Source organism: Corynebacterium crudilactis, assembly GCF_001643015.1.
GTDB lineage: Bacteria > Actinomycetota > Actinomycetes > Mycobacteriales > Mycobacteriaceae > Corynebacterium > Corynebacterium crudilactis.
Window position 1 is genome coordinate 408308 of sequence record NZ_CP015622.1, and the last position, 18244, is coordinate 426551.

Sequence of the window (18244 nt, forward strand, 5' to 3'; positions counted from 1 at the left end):
TTGCAACTTAAATAAGTAATTATTTTTAAGCTGATGCGCTGTTTTAATGTAGGCACTTTGAAAGCCAGTGTAATATTAAGAGATTTCAAAATCCCAGACATTGCATCCTGGGCCATTTTAGGTTTTGCTTTAAATTTTGAATTTAGTGTGGAGCATCTAAAGAGAAAAGTACTTTAGAAGCTATTAATGACCATTTACCTTGGTTAGTTATTAGGAGAAAAGATGAAAAAGAACAGAATCAACAAACTTTCTTTTTATGAAAGTGTCATCAGCAGTGGATTCGATGTGAGAAGCGGAGCTTTTGCCGTGCTTAATTCGAATATTCAGATGTGCTTGAATGAATACGGGGAGTTTGAATCAACTGCGCTTAGTGAGTCTGCATTTGAGGACCCTATGCTGAGAGAAGTGTCAGCAATGACGAGTAGCGTCAATGAGGATGACGTTGCATCGGAGCTTTTCGGAGCAGTTGCAGGAATAAAGTATCGAGAAGTTATTGGATACTACAGTGGACTGTACGCGGGGCATGTGGTTGAAGGGGATTTTCGAAAAAATGCTAGTTCTGGTGGCCTCACGACTTGGATTTTGAAAGAACTCTTTGAGAAAGACCTTATTGATGGAGTCGTGCATGTCAAGAAAACTGGACAAGGTAGTGAATTATTATTCGAGTATGGAATTTCGAACAGTGTAGAGGAGATCCTTGCAAGTTCGAAATCTCGTTATTATCCAGCTGAGTTTTCTAAAGTGATAACAGAAGTGAAGTCTCGCCAGGGACGCTTTGCTTTCGTAGGGATTCCGAGTATTTTGTTTGAGCTAAGACTTCTTTGCAGAGTTGACCCTGAAGTAAATAAAAAAATTAAGTATATGTTTGGCCTGATCTGTGGACATCAAAAAAGCACCAAATATGCGGAAAGTATTGGATGGCAATTTGGAATTGCGCCGGGGCACCTTACTGATATTGATTTTAGAAAGAAAGTACCGGGATTGCCAGCGAGTTCTTACAGTACAGAATTAACTGGATTGGTGAATGGTGTTGAAAGAACGGTATCGAGGTTCCAGGATGATATTTTTGTATCGAACTGGGGTCACGGAATGTTTAAGACCAAATTTTCAGATTTCACTGATGATGCATTAAATGAGACTGCGGATGTCTCATTGGGTGATGCATGGTTACCGGAATATGTTCATGATAGCGGCGGGAATAACGTTCTAATAGTGAGGAATCCAGACATCCAGCGGATTATTGAAGAGGGGGTGTTCAACGGCCAAGTGAATTTAGATCAAATCAGCGAGCAAACGGTTTTAGACTCGCAAAAAGGTCTGATCAATCATACTCGGAATGAGCTTCCTTATCGGATTTCTAAGTATGATGAGAATGGACTGTGGCGCCCTAGAAAAAGAGTCACCGCAGATATCGAAGAAATTACCACTCATAAACGGAAAGTCCAGGATAGCCGAGCCAGAATACAAGAATTATCTAGTCGGGCGTATAAGGAGGCTGTGTTCTCTGGGAATTGGAGTCAATTCGAAAAAATCATGGTTCCTGAAGTTGAAGCTTATTCGCGACTATACAGAAAAATGCGACTTAAACGATCCTGGGCGAATGGTCCATTCTGGGTAATTAGGAAGCTTGGGTCAAAGCTGTCTCACAAATGGCAGAAGTGGCAAAAGAAAGCGTAATTGAAAAGTTCTATCGATATCTAAATGAACCAGAGTAGCAATGAGTTGTTTCGCTTAAGTTGTGGTAGCTGATAGAGAAGTAGGGGATGGCAGGAAAATTGTCTTTAAATATTCATTCTGGAGAGTCAGATAGTGCGGTTTATAGCACATGTGAAAAGGTACTTATTTCAACCCTCTATCCATTAGGGAAAAACTACGGTGGAATGCTCCAAGCATTTGCGCTACAACAAGTCCTAAAAACGATGGGGTTTGAAGTACAGACCATAAACTCTAGCCTCCAGAATAATAAGGCGAGATTTTTGGCTAGCAGAGTAAGGTTTCAATTAAAGAAACTTTTAAAAAAGGATCCTGGAGTATTCCCGCTCAGTGATGAGCAAACCAGATCAGTTTATCGAAAAACACTCACCTTCGTTTCTCGGCATATTGACACTGTTGATCTTTTTGAAATGTCAAAAAAGCAAAGAGTGCGATACTTAGAGCAGTGCAAAGCTATTGTGGTCGGTAGTGACCAAGTCTGGAGAGGCGGTTATGCTCATATACCTACACAGTTATTAGACTATGCGAAGAATCTTCGTCTTTTAAAAATTTCATATGCAGCATCGTTTGGGGCTGACTCTCTAATTAGATATTCTTCACGACTGAAGTCAAGAGCAAAGGAATTAGCTAGTCATTTCGATGCAGTATCAGTCCGTGAGAAAAGTGGGATACAGATATGTCGCAATGAATGGGATGTTGAAGCTCAATTTCATATTGATCCGACGCTTCTGTTAGATGCCACCGTGTATTTAGATCTTCTTAAAGATTCTGGAATCGAAGTGTCGTCTCATGATGGAGGTGGCCTAGTTTCGTATATTCTGGATGAATCTGATGATAAACGAGCCACGGTGACTGAGTTGGCTAACAGAATGAATCTTTCATTTGATGAGATTCTTACTGTTCGCCCAGAGGGGGGAAAAGAATGGATGAAAGATCCGAACAAATTTGTAGTTCGTTCAGTTGAAGAATGGCTAAAGAAATTTATTGAAGCGGATTTTATCGTTACTGATTCTTTTCATGGAACCGTATTTGCGATTTTGTTCCAGAAGCCCTTTGTTACAATCGGAAACCCGGCACGAGGTCTAGCTCGATTTGACACTTTATTATACGTATTTGGTCTTGAAAATCGACTAATGAAGGTAGGAGAATCAATAGATTCGCTAGACCTTTCAGGACCAGATTGGAATAGAACAAAATTGGTGTTGGATGCAGAACGAGCCCGAGCGTTTTCTTATTTGAAAGCGAATTTAAGCAATTCCACTCGAAGCACTACCTAGAAGGTTACTGACTTTGTTGACGCCGCACTTGTCTATTTCTCTTGGTAAATGACAATTCGGACATCAGGAGATCTAGATAATGAAGCAAGTTAGAAACGTTGGTCAAGCAGGAATGCTATTGACTGCGGGAAGCATAGCAAGTGCTATTGCTAAGTGGTATTTAGTCTGGTTGGCACAGCGAATTGGGGGGCCTGAGACTCTCGGTACCTATGGAATGATTCTAGCAATCGCAACTCCTATATTCGTGGCTGCACAGTTGGGTCTTCGGACGGTCTTTTTAACTCTCAGGCAAGCTTATCCGTGGAAAAACTATTTGGAGTTAAGATTCTTCGGCTTGGTTTCTGCGACAATTGCTTTGCTTCTATTCTTGTTTTCTTCCCCACAAGAAATGTTTTATTTAGGCTTGGCAATATTAAGCTTTAAAATTGTAGATTCTTTACAAGATTTGAATGTTGCAAGAATTCAATACGCAAACCGGCTAAAGGTAGTTGGGTGGATATCCATTGTTAATGCTATTTTTTCAATTGTTTGTTCTACACTGATTGCGATAACAACTGGGTCATTTATCTTTGCAATTATCGGTGCTACAGGATCCTCTCTGGTGGTAGCAGTGGTTGCACGGCATATTGCATTAAAGAATGCCTATATTCCAGAAACGCTCCTTAATGGAAAACGTAAAATTGTTCAAGCTAGTTTCCCTGTTACGGTCGCTGAACTGTTATCCACTCTGTTGCTATATTTACCAGTTTTTGTAATGAGTTTGAGCAACGACTTGAAAATAGTCGGTGTATTCACTGGTACAGCTTATGTATTGACTGCAGCAAATCTTGTTGGAGCGAGTCTTTCAAAGATTCTTATCTCACCTTTGAAACATCGGTTCAAACAGGGGGGGATCAGTTCATTATATAATTTTGTGCAAAAAATTACATTATTTCTCTTTGTTAGCTGTGGATCTGTCTCTCTCATTTTTATTGCTTTTGGTGGCCCTTTATTTGAGACGGTTTATGGATCTGAATTTGCATTGACGTATTTTGAATTGTCGATTTATTCGATAGCCTCGGTTTGCATTATTTTGTCTCTAGTTCAGTCTGTGGCTTTGAGTGTCATGAATAAATACTATGCAGTAACCGCAGCATTTATAGTAGCGTGCATAGTTTCGTTAGTTTCGGGCCTCATCTTCATGGAAATGTCTGTTGACTTACTGATGGTGGGTATTGGTATGTCGGCGGTGGGTTCTGTTTGTAGATTTATAGTGCTTTGGAGTATTCTGTTTTTTAGTAAATTTAGGAGAGGTAACACTTCGTCTTCTATATTGAATTAGTGCTTTGGCTTTTTCTTTTCACGCGGAAGATAGATCTGACCTCTTTTTATAGACGCCTAAATTTCCAACAATTCGGGATGGTAAGAAAACCTACTGATCACGTCAAACAGAACCTACTTCGAGGAGTTGATAAGCGACGCCGTCGCCTTGTATGAGAACTTCGTTGGGGGTCTCATCTCCGGCAGATGGCTAACGATCTCGGAGTTAAGCGAGCGACTCTGCGCAACTTGATCACTAATTATACATCCATCCCCAACACATAAGAATCAACCCCCATTTGTGGCGGTATCTGAAGCCGAGTAAATCCTGCCGGCAGCTGAAAAGGAAAAGGCCTTCTACGTGAAGAGTGAGATATCCTGTGTAAAGGCACTTGAATATTTCTCAGAAGAGTAAAGCTTGTGTTCTCAACAGTGCCTGATCAGATATACTCAGTTGCCGTGCACACCACTTCAAAAACGTCTTCATTAAATATCGCTAATCGCCTCGATTGGGTTGACGCAATTAAAGGCGCAACCATCTTACTCGTAGTTGCGGGACATGCGACGAACTTTGCCATGCCATATCATTGGTATGGAAGTATTCCCGATGATATTATGTCGGCATTTAGATCCTTCAGAATGCCGTTGTTTTTCATGTTGTCAGGGTTTTTCTTCTTGCGTAGGGTAGAAAAACCCTGGTTTTGGTGGATAAAAAATCGGGCCTATATGCCAAAAGTGGTGTCTGGCGGCGTGTCGGGGTGGGGTGTTTAGCGGATGGTTCCTTTTCTGATTCCTACTGAGTGGTTGTATTCGGTTGGGATAGCATTGTCGTAGAGGGCTGGCCTTCCGGTTTCGTGGTTGGTGTGGTTCTCGGTGTGGGTTAAGACGTGGACTTTGGCGAGTTGGTCTTTTCCCCAGTTCTGCTGTCTGGCGATCTTGTGTGGGTCGTCAGGCAGTGGTGTTTTGTTGTAGAGCCACCATTCGAGCATTTTTCTTTGCCGTTCCCCGCCGCGTCCGCGGTGGCAGCGAGCGATGAATTTCAGTTGCGAGTTGATGCCGCCTTCTAGTCTGTTGGTATTTGATGCCCAAGATTTTTTGTCTATCGCTTGTTTTGGTGGGGTGAGGTAGATAAATAGGTGTCCCTTTTTGTGCAGGTTAGTCAGCGAGTTATAGGCGCTGCGGACTCTGCGGTGGGTGAATTCATAGCGTTTGCCGGTGCGGTCTATTTCTGGGGGCAAGGGGGTTTTCTCGTTGAGGAAATCGTGGTGTTTGATTCCATATTTGTGGAGGTCGACGGCCCATTTTCGGGCTTGTTGCACGGTTTCTCTGCTTGTTAGTTCTAAGGCGAGATTATAGATTTCGCGTCCGGCTTCGGTGCGTGGCCGGGAGGTGACATAGCGGCGAACAACTCGTTGGGCATGGATGAGGCAGCGTTGGATCAAGGTGTTAGGCCAGAGCTTTTTGATGGCGGCTTGAGCACCTTGTCCACCGTCGAGTACCACGCATAAGGGTGCTGCGAGTTTAGAGAGTAGCTGTGTGTAGGCGTGGGTGGTTTCGTGTTTGCACCAGTGCCAGCACAAGACGTGGTCGGAGGTTGAGGCTATGAGTAGACATCCGGCTGCGGTGTAGGTGCCGTCGATAAAGATTTGGTCGTGGATGCGGTGTCTATCGGGGTTGTTGGGTATTTCGATAAGCCACAGTGGCTCGAAGTATCGGTATACGGTGCGGGTGGATACTTTCATCAGCCTGGCGCATTCGGTGATTGGGTAGATGCCAGTGACGTGGTTGTGGAAGTAGGTGAAGTGGTGTTTGGCAGTGATATCTGGTCGGTAGGTTTGTTCGGAGACTCCGCAGGTGGCGTTTTTACAGCGCCATCGGGTGCGTGCGTTTCTTTTCCCATTTTTCTTCATTTCCCCAGCGCATAGTGGGCATTGTGGTCGTATTTCGGACATGAGAAATACAAAACCGCACCTGTTAGCACATGTGCGGTAGAAATTCCGGGATTGACCGAAAAACTCGTCTGTGCAAGCTTTTTGACCTTGCAGAGTATTGATTTAGCTATTGAGAGCTGCGGAGGCTGCCGGATCTAGACACCACTTTTGTCACATAGCCCAAAAATCGAACGTTACCTTTCATCTACCTTTTTACTCTTTGGACTGCCATTTGGATCCTTGTTGAAAAGTTTGCCCCTTGGGAAAGGCTAACTAGTAGTTCTAATATTTTTCAATCATTTACAAATCCAAATGAAGGCCCCTGGTTTATCATTGCTTTAGCAATATATTTCACGCTAATGAAGATACTGTATTTCTTCCCAATTTGGATGCAGTTCGCATGTGGTGCCATCATTTCTCTACCGATAGCCACAGGCTTCGCCTCAATTAATCCAGGTTGGGATAATCTTTTCACCTACTTCATTATGTTCCAGATTGGTGCATACGGAAGAAATTTGATTACTTATATCGCGGACAACTCCAATTTATGGTGGTTAATATCCACTGGTGCAGTCTGGGCTGGACTTTCTGGCATTATGCTCCTGCAAGGCGGAGTGTTTTTATCCCCTATGCGAATTCCTGTTTCCATTGCGGGCGTCACAATGGGAGTAGTTGGTATTACCCTATTTAATAAATGCGCGCCCTGGGTGGGGCTCGCATGGATAGGAAAAAAGACTCTTCCTATCTATCTACTTCACTGCCCACTAATTGGAGTTATTTATGGAATTAGTCCAGCCTGGCCCGAAAACTCCGCCTTAATCCAGTTCATGGTTCCTCTCATCACAACGATCGCGGTTGTAATCATTTCCCTCCTTCTTGAGAAACCACTCAGAGCGATTCCGGGAATATTCACTGCCCCGTGGAGAGGAGAAGGTGTACAAACTCTTCAATCTGCTAACAAATGACTGTAACTGACAAAAATTCTGTCTCTCTTTCCAAGATTGTTGAAAACACCCAAAATGAATTTGTGGCGGGCGGTAGACGGAGACTAATCGGTGTGCTAAAAATCCTAAACTTTAACTAAAAGCAAAGGTACTGCTAAGCATTGGTTAAAAATAGAGAATTATTTTTGCCCCAACAGCTTGTGGGAACCTGCCCCACACAATCTTGTGCGAGGTCTTGAAGAATTGTGGAACCCACGAAAACTTGAGTCTTTCCGCGCCAACGGCTGATTAACCGGATCTGGGTGATGAAAAGCGAAGTCGAGGCTACCCGAGGACGGCTCTTTACCCCGCAATCTGAATTTGTGAAACTTTCTAGTATCACAAGTGCATGCAATTAAAACCTTACAGGGATATGTGCTCCATTTGAAGAAATCGTTGCGATGGGAATCGAGCTTCCAACGGTCGGGCCCAGTCGGATTACAGCAGTGTGTACACGTCGTAAGCGCCGTTTTTCGATAGAGTAGGAACTCGTTTCAATCGGTTGCTAATGTTTGCAAGACATTGAACGATTGGACAAGTGACTATCTAGGTTTTGATGCATAATATGTATTAAGGCTAGCGACAAAATCGGCTATATAGAAACTATTAGTCGGAATCACTATATTTTTTAGGAGTTTTACAATGCAGTTCTTAGAACCAATCATCTTCTTTATTAACACAATTCTTGGATACGGGTTACACGCAGGGTCTTCCGCCTCAAGCAATCTATCTCACAGTATTGGTCTTTTCTAAGAGATAATTCCTTCGTGAATCCCGCGAACATTTGTTCTTCGAAGATCGCGGGATTTATTTCCCCCTATTTGGTGTACAAGGACTGTTCGTATACCCAGATAGACGACAGCTTCGATGTAACCACGTATCCTTGAATGCGTGACTGAACATTATGACGTAGTAGTACTCGGAGCTGGCCCCGGTGGCTATGTCTCCGCCATCCGCGCAGCCCAGCTTGGCAAGAAGGTTGCTGTTATTGAAAAGCAGTATTGGGGTGGTGTCTGCCTTAACGTTGGCTGCATCCCTTCTAAGTCTCTGATCAAAAACGCTGAGGTTGCCCATACCTTTACCCATGAGAAGAAGACCTTCGGCATTAACGGTGAAGTGACTTTTAATTACGAGGATGCTCATAAGCGTTCCCGTGGTGTTTCCGACAAGATCGTCGGTGGAGTTCACTACCTGATGAAGAAGAACAAGATCACTGAAATTGATGGTTTTGGAAACTTCAAGGATGCAAAAACTCTCGAAGTGACCGATGGCAAAGATGCTGGCAAGACCATCACTTTTGATGACTGCATCATCGCAACCGGCTCGGTTGTCAACACTCTGCGTGGGGTTGAATTCTCTGAGAACGTGGTTTCTTACGAAGAGCAGATTCTTAACCCTGTTGCTCCAAAGAAGATGGTCATCGTTGGCGCAGGCGCGATCGGCATGGAATTCGCCTACGTTCTTGGCAACTATGGCGTAGACGTAACTGTCATCGAATTCATGGATCGCGTACTTCCAAACGAAGACGCAGAAGTCTCCAAGGTGATTGCAAAGGCTTACAAGAAGATGGGCGTTAAGCTTCTTCCTGGCCATGCAACTACCGCAGTTCGTGATAACGGTGACTCTGTCGAGGTTGATTACCAGAAGAAGGGCTCTGACAAGACAGAGACCCTCACTGTTGATCGCGTCATGGTTTCCGTTGGTTTCCGCCCACGCGTTGAAGGCTTTGGTCTGGAGAACACCGGCGTTAAGCTCACCGAGCGAGGTGCAATCGAAATTGATGATTACATGCGTACCAACGTCGATGGCATTTACGCCATCGGTGACGTGACCGCGAAGCTTCAGCTTGCTCACGTTGCAGAAGCACAGGGCATTGTTGCCGCAGAGACCATTGCCGGTGCAGAAACTCAGACTCTCGGTGATTACATGATGATGCCACGCGCCACATTCTGTAACCCACAGGTTTCTTCCTTCGGTTACACCGAAGAGCAGGCCAAGGAGAAGTGGCCAGATCGTGAGATCAAGGTTGCTTCCTTCCCATTCTCTGCCAACGGTAAAGCAGTTGGTCTGGCCGAAACTGATGGTTTCGCAAAGATCGTTGCCGATGCTGAATTCGGTGAACTGCTCGGGGCACACTTAGTTGGTGCAAACGCTTCAGAGCTCATTAATGAATTGGTTCTTGCTCAGAACTGGGACCTCACCACTGAAGAGATTTCTCGCAGCGTTCATATCCACCCAACGCTATCCGAGGCAGTTAAGGAAGCTGCACACGGCATTTCCGGACACATGATCAACTTCTAATATCCACCTAATTGGCCCTGTTTCCATATGGAAACAGGGCCAATGCTGATTTTCAATCCAAACCAAGTGCTGGTTAGTGCTCATACTCACATAAACTTCTCGAGTATCAAAGAGAATTATTTCTAAAATTCGGTATCGTCTAAGAAATGAGTTTGCCAATAGCTCAGCATCAAAATGCTGTAAAAACTGTCGTGGTACCAGCTGCAGGAATGGGAACACGGTTCCTTCCTGCAACAAAGACAATTCCTAAGGAGCTTCTTCCTGTAGTTGACACCCCAGGTATTGAGCTCGTTGCTAAAGAAGCAGCTGATCTTGGTGCAACTCGATTAGCAATTATTACTGCGCCAAACAAAGACGGAATTCTTAAACACTTTGAGGAGTTCCCTGAGCTCGAGGCAACTCTTGAAGCTCGCGGTAAGACTGATCAATTGAACAAAGTCCGAGCAGCTCGAGAATTGATTGCCACGGTGCCTGTGGTTCAAGAAAAGCCACTCGGTCTTGGACATGCAGTGGGCCTAGCAGAGTGTGTGCTTGATGAAGACGAAGACGTTGTCGCTGTCATGTTGCCAGATGATTTGGTACTGCCTTTTGGTGTTACTGAAAGAATGGCGGAAGTTCGCGCTAAGTTTGGTGGATCTGTTCTAGCTGCAATTGAGGTGGCTGAGGATGAAGTCTCTAGTTACGGAGTTTTTGAGCTTGGGGAAATCGATGCGGAATCTGAAAATGAAGGCATCCGACGTGTAGTAGGAATGGTTGAAAAGCCTTCTCCTGAAGAGGCTCCGTCAAGGTTTGCGGCTACTGGTCGTTATCTGCTTGATCGTGCTATTTTTGATGCTCTTCGCCGTATTGAGCCTGGTGCTGGTGGAGAACTGCAATTAACAGATGCCATCGCTTTGTTGATTGAAGAAGGTCACCCAGTCCACATTGTGGTTCATGAAGGTAAGCGCCATGATCTAGGAAACCCAGCGGGATATATTCCGGCTGTTGTGTACTTCGGACTTCGTCACGCAGAGTACGGTTCTAGAATTCACCGCGCAGTTAAGGAAATACTCGCAGAGTTTGAAGAATAATTAGGAAACCGCCCCTTACATTGTAAGAGGCGGTTTTCTCATGCGGGTAAAATCCTATCTCATGGCTAAGAAAGTTGATACTTCAAGTGCTACCCCCGCGCTCACCCTGCTTACGGAAAAGCAGATTCCTTTTGAGCTAGATGTCCATGATGTGGATCCGAAGTCAGCAAAAGGGTTCGCGTTGGATGCTTCGGAAGTAATGGGTGTGGAACCCGAAGTGGTGTTTAAAACGTTGATGGCCGACATTGATGGGGAGCATGTAGTTGCTATTGTTCCGGCCAACAGCACGTTGAATTTAAAGCAATTGGCTAAGGCTGGCAAAGGAAAGCATGCCAACATGATGGATCGTAGTCGAGCTCAGGTTGTTACCGGGTATGTCCCTGGTGGAATTTCACCAATTGGGCAGAAGAGTAAGCACCCCGTGTTTTTAGATGAATCGGCGATTCTTCAAGATCGTATTTATATCAGTGCGGGCCGCCGTGGTTGGTCGCTGATTATTGCCCCAGATGATGTTTTGCTCGCTACTGATGGGGTTTATGCAGATATTGCAGATCATTCTTAGCGCGAGCGTAGACAAAATGGCTATTGAGAAAGAATGGATCAATGAAAAGCCAATTCAAAAGACTAGTTACATTAATTCGAACAAAGGAAAAATATTTACCCCTGTTGAAAGACAAGTGGAAGTATTTAATTGCTTTGTTCTTGATTTTCGTTACTAAAGATACTTTTCCTGTTCTTGGCTACTTTATTTCTGGTCTAACATTCTTAGTACTGATTCACGACACTTTTGAAGTTATCCGCTTTGTTCGAGCTATTGACCTTATAGCCAATGATAAAGACAAAAACAGCTTTCCTTTTTCAAGTGTTCCTCGAAAGCCGAGCACCGGAGAGCCCACAAATGGGAATCCAGAGATACTAAATCTTGTGGCTTTACAGCAAGGATGCGAAAGGGAAGAATACACGTTTGAAAAGGTTTGGTTTGATGACTCTATAAACAAAATCTTGTGGGAATCTTCTGAATTTATAGGTGTTAGCGTACATAAGAAAAAGTATCTTTTGCCCCCGGATCTAGCAGAAATAGCAGCACCGGTGATAGCACAAGCAGGACGTAAGGCGCAGGGTGGCGTTCGCGGTCAGCCTATTTGTTCAATGGGGCACGCGCTAGGTTGATGGTGGATCCGAGTGACCTAATAGCTAATCCGCACGGAGAGTTCTGGTTTTAAAAAGCGATGTACTTTGACTTGTTGTCAAGTAATCATTTGTGGCATTACAGTCGTGATATTTCGATCCCAGAAGGCGGATTCAGGATCCCATTGCAGCATACAGTGGATTTTGAGAGGCGACTGTTGAGTCTCGATGAATCGAGATTGGCTAATACTGTTGGTGTTTCTTGTTTGGTAATCACTAAAGATGGCTGGTTGATTTTTGTAGTGCAGAGTGAGAGGAATGCTATACATCCCAGTGCAATTGCTCCTAGCGGGTCAGGCTCTTTAGATTGGTCTGATGTTCTCCAAGAAGTGCGTTCGCATGCAAATTGTGAAACTAGAAAAGCATCCCTTCAAAGTTTGTTGTTTCGAGGCATGTTACGAGAGTTGGAAGAAGAAACTACAGCGTCTGTTCATGCAGTGCCCCAAAAATCGCATGTCGTTACATCGTATTTTCGTTGGCTATCGCGTGGTGCTAAACCGTGAATTCACGGGTTTGGCTAAGTCTGTACAAAGTTGGGAGGAGATATGCCAGAAGCCAATTCAAATTGATGAAATGATTTATACAAAAAGCAGAATGCGAATTCCGTTGAGCTTTCTTTTGGAAGCGGTGAATCGAGAAGATGATTTTGAAGAAGCCGCGGAAATTAATCGACTTCGGGACAAGCTAGTTGAGGTTGCTTCGTCCCATATAAGCTCCCACGAAGTTGGAGTTGGGCCAGCGAGTATTTCAGTCAGTACGGGTCTTTCATGGCTAGCTGCCATTAAATTCTTGAAGGAAAATCCTTCGTATCTGGACGAGTTCCGATTGTAGAAACTCCACCGGCACAGTCAAGTACCAGCGGAGCAACCATCAGAAAAGATAAAACCCACCCCCGCAGGGAAACGTCGACAAGCAGCCCGCAAGGCCCAGCAACCTTGCTCCCCCCCTACCGCCGCAACCAGGCGCCATGTAGGCGAGCGTCGATAAGCAATCTAGTAAGGCGCGATCGTCGATTCGTGGGCGTCGATGTTGATGCGGCCGTGGACGGATGGGAATGCGCGCTGCGCGCAGTTTTCGCGGGTGCACACGCGGCAGCCGGACCCGATCGGGGTGGCTGTGGAAAGGTCCTGGAGGTTGAAACCGCGGGAGTAGATGGTGCGATCGGCGTGGCGGGCTTCGCAGCCCAGGCCGATGGCAAACATCTTGTCCACTTCACCGAACCGTGCCTCGTGGTGTCGCACGGTGCGTGAGATCCACAGGTAGTTGCGGCCATCAGGCATTTGCGCGAATTGGCGCAGCACCTGGCCGGGGTTGGTGAAGGTTTCAAACACATTCCACAGGGGGCAGGTGCCGCCGTAGTGGGTGAAGTGGAAGCCGGTGGCGGATTGACGCTTGGACATATTGCCGGCGCGGTCCACGCGCACGAAGGTGAATGGAATGCCGCGGAGGTTGGGGCGCTGCAGGGTGGATAGGCGGTGCGCGGTGGTTTCATAGCCCACGCCGAATAGCTGGCCTAAGAACTCGATATCGTAGCCGGATTTCTCAGCCTCGGCGTGGAAGATCTTGTACGGCAGCATCACAGCGGCGGCGAAGTAGGAGGCCACGCCGCGGATGGCGAGGGTGCGGGCTTCAGGCGTAGACCAGATGCCGTCATCAACAATGCCTTCGATGAGGTCATTGGCTTCCAGGTAGCCCAGTTCGGTGGCCATGCGGAAAGCTTTTTGTCCGGGGTTTAGGCGTGCGTGGACGGTGAGCAGGCGCGTTTCCGGGTCAAAGTGGTGCAGCGTCCCGGATTCCTCTTTGGAGGTGGTGATGGTGACATCGTGATCCATTTGCAGGCGGCGGGCGATCGAATCTTCCATGGCACGCGAATCGTACGGCTGCCAGCCCAGTTGCGCGGCGATGGCTTCGGCGCGGCGATCGAGCGCATCGAAATAGTTCTGGCGCGCATAAATGAAATCGCGGACCTCTTCATGCGGCATGCTTACCGCTTCCGCAATTGGGCGGCGTTCCTCAGGCGTATTGGTGCGATTATCCACCGCGATGGACAGCTTATCGCGCACATTTCGGTAGCGCTGATGCATTTCCACCATGGCGCGCGCCAGCTGCGGGTGGTTGTACACCATCTCCGAAAGTTCTTGCAGCTCCACGGTTGCCGGGTTGATCTCGCGGTCCAGCATCACGTCCTGGACTTCGGCGAGCAGGCGGGAATCATCGTCGCGGGAGAAAAATGTTGCGTCCACGCCGAACGCCTCGGTGATGCGGAGCAAAACTGGCACGGTGAGTGGCCGCACGTCGTGCTCGATCTGATTCACATAACTAGCAGATAAGCCCAGCGTTGCTGCCAATGACGCCTGGCTCAGGTCTCTTTCCCGGCGCAGTTGGCGCAGCCTGGACCCCACATATGTCTTTCCCATGAGAAGACTATAGCGTGATGGCCATCACCTTAGCCAATGTTGGCAATTTGGTGTTGCAAAGTTGTGGATTTTCGCTTTTCGACGTCGCCCGCCACCCGTAGGTGGCAAGGTGGTCTGGCCACACGCTGTCGGGAACTATTTAGGCACCTACGGTGCAGGTGTTTGGAATTGTATGTCACCTGCACAAAGCCTGTCTGTGGTGGGAGAATACTTTGCGTCTAAACTTTTTGGTTGATACCAAACGGGGTTAGTGGGCTTGGGTAAACGCAGCTTGTGAGCAAGCTCACCTTGGCTTTTTAATGTTGGGGGCGACTCACGTTTTCGCAGGTAGATCATAGTTGATTCGATAGGTGTCTTGTAGTGACAAAGCAAGGCTACCCTAATAATTGGCCTGAAAGTGTATGGGAACGCTAATTGGTGCGAGTGGGGGAGGGCCGTATAACTAGTGAATGCGATCATCTGGGAAGTAAGGTGACTACGACACTGGAGGTGCCATGACTGTTAGAAATCCCGACCGTGAGGCTATCCGTCACGGAAAAATCACGACGGAGGCGCTGCGTGAGCGTCCCGCATACCCGACCTGGGCAATGAAGCTGACCATGGCCATTACTGGCCTAATCTTCGGCGGCTTCGTACTTGTTCACATGATCGGAAACCTGAAGATCTTCATGCCGGACTACGCAGCCAATTCTGCGCATCCGGGTGAGCCACAAGTTGATGTTTACGGCGAGTTCCTGCGCGAGATCGGTTCCCCGATCCTGCCACACGGTTCCGTCTTGTGGATTCTTCGTATCATCCTGCTGGTTGCATTGGTTCTGCACATCTACTGTGCATTTGCCCTGACCGGCCGTTCCAACCAGTCCCGCGGAAAGTTCCGTCGCACCAACCTCATTGGTGGCTTCAACTCTTTCGCAACCCGCTCCATGCTGGTTACCGGACTCGTTTTGCTTGCGTTCATTATCTTCCACATCCTCGACTTGACCGTTGGTGTTGCACCTGCAGCCGCAACCTCATTCGAGCATGGCGAAGTGTATGCAAACATGGTGGCATCATTTAGCCGCTGGCCTGTAGCAATTTGGTACATCATTGCCAACCTGGTTCTGTTCGTTCACCTGTCACACGGCATCTGGCTTGCAGTATCTGACCTGGGAATCACCGGACGTCGCTGGAGGTCAATCCTGCTCGCCGTCGCGTACATCGTTCCTGCACTGGTTCTGATCGGCAACATCACCATTCCTTTCGCTATCGCGCTCGGCTGGATCGCTTAGGTAAAGGTAGGAAGAATTAATGAGCACACACTCTGAAACAACCCGCCCAGAGTTCATCCACCCAGTTTCCGTCCTCCCAGAGGTTTCGGCTGGTACGGTCCTTGACGCTGCTGAACCAGCAGGTGTTCCCTCTAAAGATATGTGGGAATACCAAAAAGACCACATGAACTTGGTCTCCCCACTGAACCGTCGTAAGTTCCGCGTTCTCGTCGTTGGTACCGGTCTATCCGGTGGCGCTGCAGCAGCAGCACTCGGCGAGCTCGGCTACGACGTCAAGGCGTTCACCTACCACGACGCACCTCGCCGTGCGCACTCCATTGCTGCACAGGGTGGCGTTAACTCCGCCCGCGGCAAGAAGGTAGATAACGACGGCGCATACCGCCACGTTAAGGACACCGTCAAGGGTGGCGACTACCGCTGCCGCGAGTCCGACTGCTGGCGTCTAGCCATCGAGTCCGTTCGCGTCATCGACCACATGAACGCCATCGGCGCACCATTCGCTCGCGAATACGGTGGAGCTTTGGCAACCCGTTCCTTCGGTGGTGTACAGGTCTCCCGTACCTACTACACCCGTGGACAAACCGGACAGCAGCTACAGCTGTCCACCGCATCCGCACTACAGCGCCAGATTCACTTGGGCTCCGTAGAAATCTTCACCCACAACGAAATGGTTGACGTCATCGTCACCGAGCGTAACGGTGAAAAGCGCTGCGAAGGCCTGATCATGCGTAACCTGATTACCGGCGAACTGACCGCACACACCGGACACGCTGTTATCTTGGCAACCGGTGGCTACGGCAACGTGTACCACATGTCGACCCTGGCGAAGAACTCCAACGCCTCGTCCATCATGCGTGCATACGAAGCAGGCGCATTCTTCGCGTCTCCTTCCTTCATTCAGTTCCACCCAACCGGCCTGCCTGTGAACTCCACCTGGCAGTCCAAGACCATTCTGATGTCTGAGTCGCTCCGTAACGACGGCCGCATCTGGTCACCAAAGAAGGAAGGTGACGATCGCGATCCAAACAGCATCCCTGATGAAGAGCGCGATTACTTCCTCGAGCGCCGCTACCCAGCATTCGGCAACCTCGTCCCACGTGACGTTGCTTCCCGTGCGATCTCTCAGCAGATCAACGCTGGTCTCGGTGTCGGACCTCTGAGCAACGCCGCATACCTGGACTTCCGTGACGCCACCGAGCGCCTCGGACAGGACACCATCCGCGAGCGTTACTCCAACCTCTTCACCATGTACGAAGAGGCAATTGGCGAGGATCCATACTCCACCCCAATGCGTATTGCACCGACCTGCCACTTCACCATGGGTGGCCTCTGGACCGACTTCAACGAAATGACGTCCATCCCAGGTCTGTTCTGCGCAGGTGAAGCATCTTGGACCTACCACGGTGCAAACCGTCTGGGCGCTAACTCCCTGCTTTCCGCTTCCGTCGATGGCTGGTTCACCCTGCCATTCACCATCCCTAACTACCTCGGCCCATTGCTTGGTGTTGAGCGTCTGTCCGAGGATGCACCAGAAGCAGTTGCAGCGATTGACCGCGCAAAGGCACGCATCGACAAGCTGATGAACATCCGCGGCGACAACCCACACGGACCTGATTACTACCACCGCCAGCTCGGCGATATCTTGTACTTCTCCTGTGGCGTTGCACGTAACGTAGAAGACCTCCAGGACGGCATCAACAAGATCCGTGCACTCCGCGAGGACTTCTGGAAGAACATGCGCATCACCGGCACCCCAGATGAGATGAACCAGGTTCTCGAGTACGCAGCACGCGTTGCTGACTACATCGACCTTGGCGAGCTCATGTGCGTTGATGCTCTCGACCGCGACGAGTCCTGTGGCGCTCACTTCCGTGACGACCACCTCTCCGAAGACGGCGAAGCAGAACGCGACGACGCAAACTGGTGCTTCGTTTCCGCATGGGAGCCAGGCGCAAACGGAACCTTCGTCCGCCACGCAGAACCACTGTTCTTCGAGTCCATCCCACTGCAGACAAGGAACTACAAGTAATGAAACTTACACTTGAGATCTGGCGTCAAGCAGGCCCAACTGCAGAAGGCAAGTTCGAAACCGTACAGGTTGACGACGCCGTCGCGCAGATGTCCATTCTGGAACTGCTTGACCACGTAAACAATAAGTTCATCGAAGCAGGTAAAGAACCATTCGCATTCGCGTCTGACTGCCGCGAAGGCATCTGTGGTACTTGTGGCCTCCTCGTGAACGGCCGCCCTCACGGCGCCGACCAGAACAAGCCTGCCTGTGCGCAGCGCCTGGTCAGCTACAAAGAAGGCGACACCCTCAAGATCGAACCACTGCGTTCCGCCGCATACCCAGTGATCAAGGACATGGTCGTTGACCGTTCCGCACTGGACCGCGTCATGGAACAGGGTGGCTACGTGACCATCAACGCAGGTACCGCACCTGACGCTGATACCCTTCACGTCAACCACGAAACCGCTGAACTCGCACTTGACCACGCAGCCTGCATCGGCTGTGGAGCATGTGTCGCTGCTTGCCCTAACGGCGCAGCACACCTGTTCACCGGCGCAAAGCTTGTTCACCTCTCCCTACTCCCACTGGGCAAGGAAGAGCGCGGACTGCGTGCACGTAAGATGGTTGATGAAATGGAAACCAACTTCGGACACTGCTCCCTCTACGGCGAGTGCGCAGACGTCTGCCCAGCAGGTATCCCACTGACCGCTGTTGCAGCTGTCACTAAGGAACGTGCGCGTGCAGCTTTCCGAGGCAAAGACGACTAGTCTTTAATCCAAGCAAGTA

Annotated in this window: 15 protein-coding genes; 13 read left to right on the forward strand and 2 right to left on the reverse strand. The window is 48.4% G+C overall.

The genetic code is table 11. The features are described 5' to 3' along the window. The first annotated feature begins 222 nt into the window (after positions 1 to 222). The 4 genes from ccrud_RS01915 to ccrud_RS01930 all read left to right on the forward strand — a co-directional run bounded on the left by ccrud_RS01915 (position 223) and on the right by ccrud_RS01930 (position 5060). Entirely contained in the window at positions 223 to 1677 is a 1455-nt protein-coding gene (locus tag ccrud_RS01915) for a coenzyme F420 hydrogenase/dehydrogenase beta subunit N-terminal domain-containing protein (RefSeq protein WP_066564077.1), read from the forward strand. Between the two features lie 86 nt (positions 1678 to 1763). Beyond that, complete coding sequence (locus ccrud_RS01920; protein ID WP_066564079.1) at positions 1764 to 2990, forward strand: polysaccharide pyruvyl transferase family protein; 1227 nt, start codon at positions 1764 to 1766, stop codon at positions 2988 to 2990. Positions 2991 to 3069: 79 nt separating this feature from the next. Then, entirely contained in the window at positions 3070 to 4311 is a 1242-nt protein-coding gene (locus tag ccrud_RS01925) for a lipopolysaccharide biosynthesis protein (protein WP_066564081.1), read from the forward strand. Positions 4312 to 4748: 437 nt separating this feature from the next. Next, complete coding sequence (locus ccrud_RS01930) at positions 4749 to 5060, forward strand: acyltransferase family protein (RefSeq protein WP_157776004.1); 312 nt, start codon at positions 4749 to 4751, stop codon at positions 5058 to 5060. Here the strand turns inward: ccrud_RS01930 and ccrud_RS01935 are convergent. Next, positions 5057 to 6241 (reverse strand): IS1249 family transposase, encoded by a 1185-nt coding sequence (locus ccrud_RS01935; protein WP_066564087.1) that lies wholly within the window; start codon positions 6239 to 6241, stop codon positions 5057 to 5059. The genes ccrud_RS01930 and ccrud_RS01935 overlap by 4 nt on opposite strands. 182 nt (positions 6242 to 6423) lie before the next feature. On the opposite strand from ccrud_RS01935, the gene ccrud_RS01940 reads away from it, so the two are divergent. The 6 genes from ccrud_RS01940 (at position 6424) to ccrud_RS01965 (ending at position 12593) form a co-directional block, all read left to right on the forward strand. Then, positions 6424 to 7185, forward strand: a complete 762-nt coding sequence (locus ccrud_RS01940; RefSeq protein ID WP_082868776.1) for an acyltransferase family protein — start codon at positions 6424 to 6426, stop codon at positions 7183 to 7185. 909 nt (positions 7186 to 8094) lie between these two features. Further along, positions 8095 to 9504, forward strand: a complete 1410-nt coding sequence (gene lpdA, locus ccrud_RS01945; RefSeq protein WP_066564095.1) for a dihydrolipoyl dehydrogenase — start codon at positions 8095 to 8097, stop codon at positions 9502 to 9504. A gap of 146 nt (positions 9505 to 9650) precedes the next feature. Further along, complete coding sequence (locus ccrud_RS01950; RefSeq protein WP_066564098.1) at positions 9651 to 10574, forward strand: UTP--glucose-1-phosphate uridylyltransferase; 924 nt, start codon at positions 9651 to 9653, stop codon at positions 10572 to 10574. 40 nt (positions 10575 to 10614) lie between these two features. Next, positions 10615 to 11136 carry a Cys-tRNA(Pro) deacylase gene (gene ybaK, locus ccrud_RS01955; protein ID WP_074025371.1) on the forward strand — a complete coding sequence of 174 codons (522 nt, stop codon included), beginning with the start codon at positions 10615 to 10617 and terminating at the stop codon, positions 11134 to 11136. 41 nt (positions 11137 to 11177) lie between these two features. Then, positions 11178 to 11744, forward strand: a complete 567-nt coding sequence (locus ccrud_RS01960) for a hypothetical protein (protein ID WP_066564103.1) — start codon at positions 11178 to 11180, stop codon at positions 11742 to 11744. A 357-nt stretch (positions 11745 to 12101) separates the two neighbouring features. Further along, positions 12102 to 12593: a hypothetical protein gene (locus tag ccrud_RS01965; protein ID WP_066564107.1), complete on the forward strand. Its 492-nt coding sequence runs from the start codon at positions 12102 to 12104 to the stop codon at positions 12591 to 12593. 161 nt (positions 12594 to 12754) lie between these two features. On the opposite strand, the gene ramB is transcribed toward ccrud_RS01965, so the two are convergent. Further along, positions 12755 to 14179, reverse strand: a complete 1425-nt coding sequence (gene ramB, locus ccrud_RS01970) for an acetate metabolism transcriptional regulator RamB (RefSeq protein ID WP_066564110.1) — start codon at positions 14177 to 14179, stop codon at positions 12755 to 12757. A 494-nt stretch (positions 14180 to 14673) separates the two neighbouring features. Here ramB and ccrud_RS01975 point away from each other — a divergent pair, with 494 nt between their 5' ends. The 3 genes from ccrud_RS01975 to ccrud_RS01985 are packed head-to-tail and all read left to right on the forward strand — an operon-like array spanning position 14674 to position 18225. Further along, entirely contained in the window at positions 14674 to 15447 is a 774-nt protein-coding gene (locus ccrud_RS01975; RefSeq protein WP_066564113.1) for a succinate dehydrogenase cytochrome b subunit, read from the forward strand. A gap of 19 nt (positions 15448 to 15466) precedes the next feature. After that, positions 15467 to 17476, forward strand: coding sequence for a fumarate reductase/succinate dehydrogenase flavoprotein subunit (locus tag ccrud_RS01980; RefSeq protein ID WP_066564122.1), 2010 nt, complete (start codon positions 15467 to 15469; stop codon positions 17474 to 17476). Beyond that, positions 17476 to 18225, forward strand: a complete 750-nt coding sequence (locus ccrud_RS01985) for a succinate dehydrogenase/fumarate reductase iron-sulfur subunit (protein ID WP_066564130.1) — start codon at positions 17476 to 17478, stop codon at positions 18223 to 18225. The genes ccrud_RS01980 and ccrud_RS01985 overlap by 1 nt, the downstream gene beginning before the upstream one ends. The last annotated feature ends 19 nt before the right edge of the window (positions 18226 to 18244 follow it).

Coding starts and splice junctions, on each gene's coding strand:
- ybaK (WP_074025371.1), top strand. CDS start 10,615: ATGCGGGTAAAATCCTATCTCATGGCTAAGAAAGTTGATACTTCAAGT.
- ccrud_RS01935 (WP_066564087.1), bottom strand. CDS start 6,241: ATGTCCGAAATACGACCACAATGCCCACTATGCGCTGGGGAAATGAAG.
- ccrud_RS01950 (WP_066564098.1), top strand. CDS start 9,651: ATGAGTTTGCCAATAGCTCAGCATCAAAATGCTGTAAAAACTGTCGTG.
- ccrud_RS01980 (WP_066564122.1), top strand. CDS start 15,467: ATGAGCACACACTCTGAAACAACCCGCCCAGAGTTCATCCACCCAGTT.
- ccrud_RS01965 (WP_066564107.1), top strand. CDS start 12,102: ATGCAAATTGTGAAACTAGAAAAGCATCCCTTCAAAGTTTGTTGTTTC.
- ccrud_RS01975 (WP_066564113.1), top strand. CDS start 14,674: ATGACTGTTAGAAATCCCGACCGTGAGGCTATCCGTCACGGAAAAATC.
- ccrud_RS01925 (WP_066564081.1), top strand. CDS start 3,070: ATGAAGCAAGTTAGAAACGTTGGTCAAGCAGGAATGCTATTGACTGCG.
- ccrud_RS01960 (WP_066564103.1), top strand. CDS start 11,178: ATGAAAAGCCAATTCAAAAGACTAGTTACATTAATTCGAACAAAGGAA.
- ccrud_RS01920 (WP_066564079.1), top strand. CDS start 1,764: ATGGCAGGAAAATTGTCTTTAAATATTCATTCTGGAGAGTCAGATAGT.
- ccrud_RS01985 (WP_066564130.1), top strand. CDS start 17,476: ATGAAACTTACACTTGAGATCTGGCGTCAAGCAGGCCCAACTGCAGAA.
- ramB (WP_066564110.1), bottom strand. CDS start 14,179: ATGGGAAAGACATATGTGGGGTCCAGGCTGCGCCAACTGCGCCGGGAA.
- ccrud_RS01915 (WP_066564077.1), top strand. CDS start 223: ATGAAAAAGAACAGAATCAACAAACTTTCTTTTTATGAAAGTGTCATC.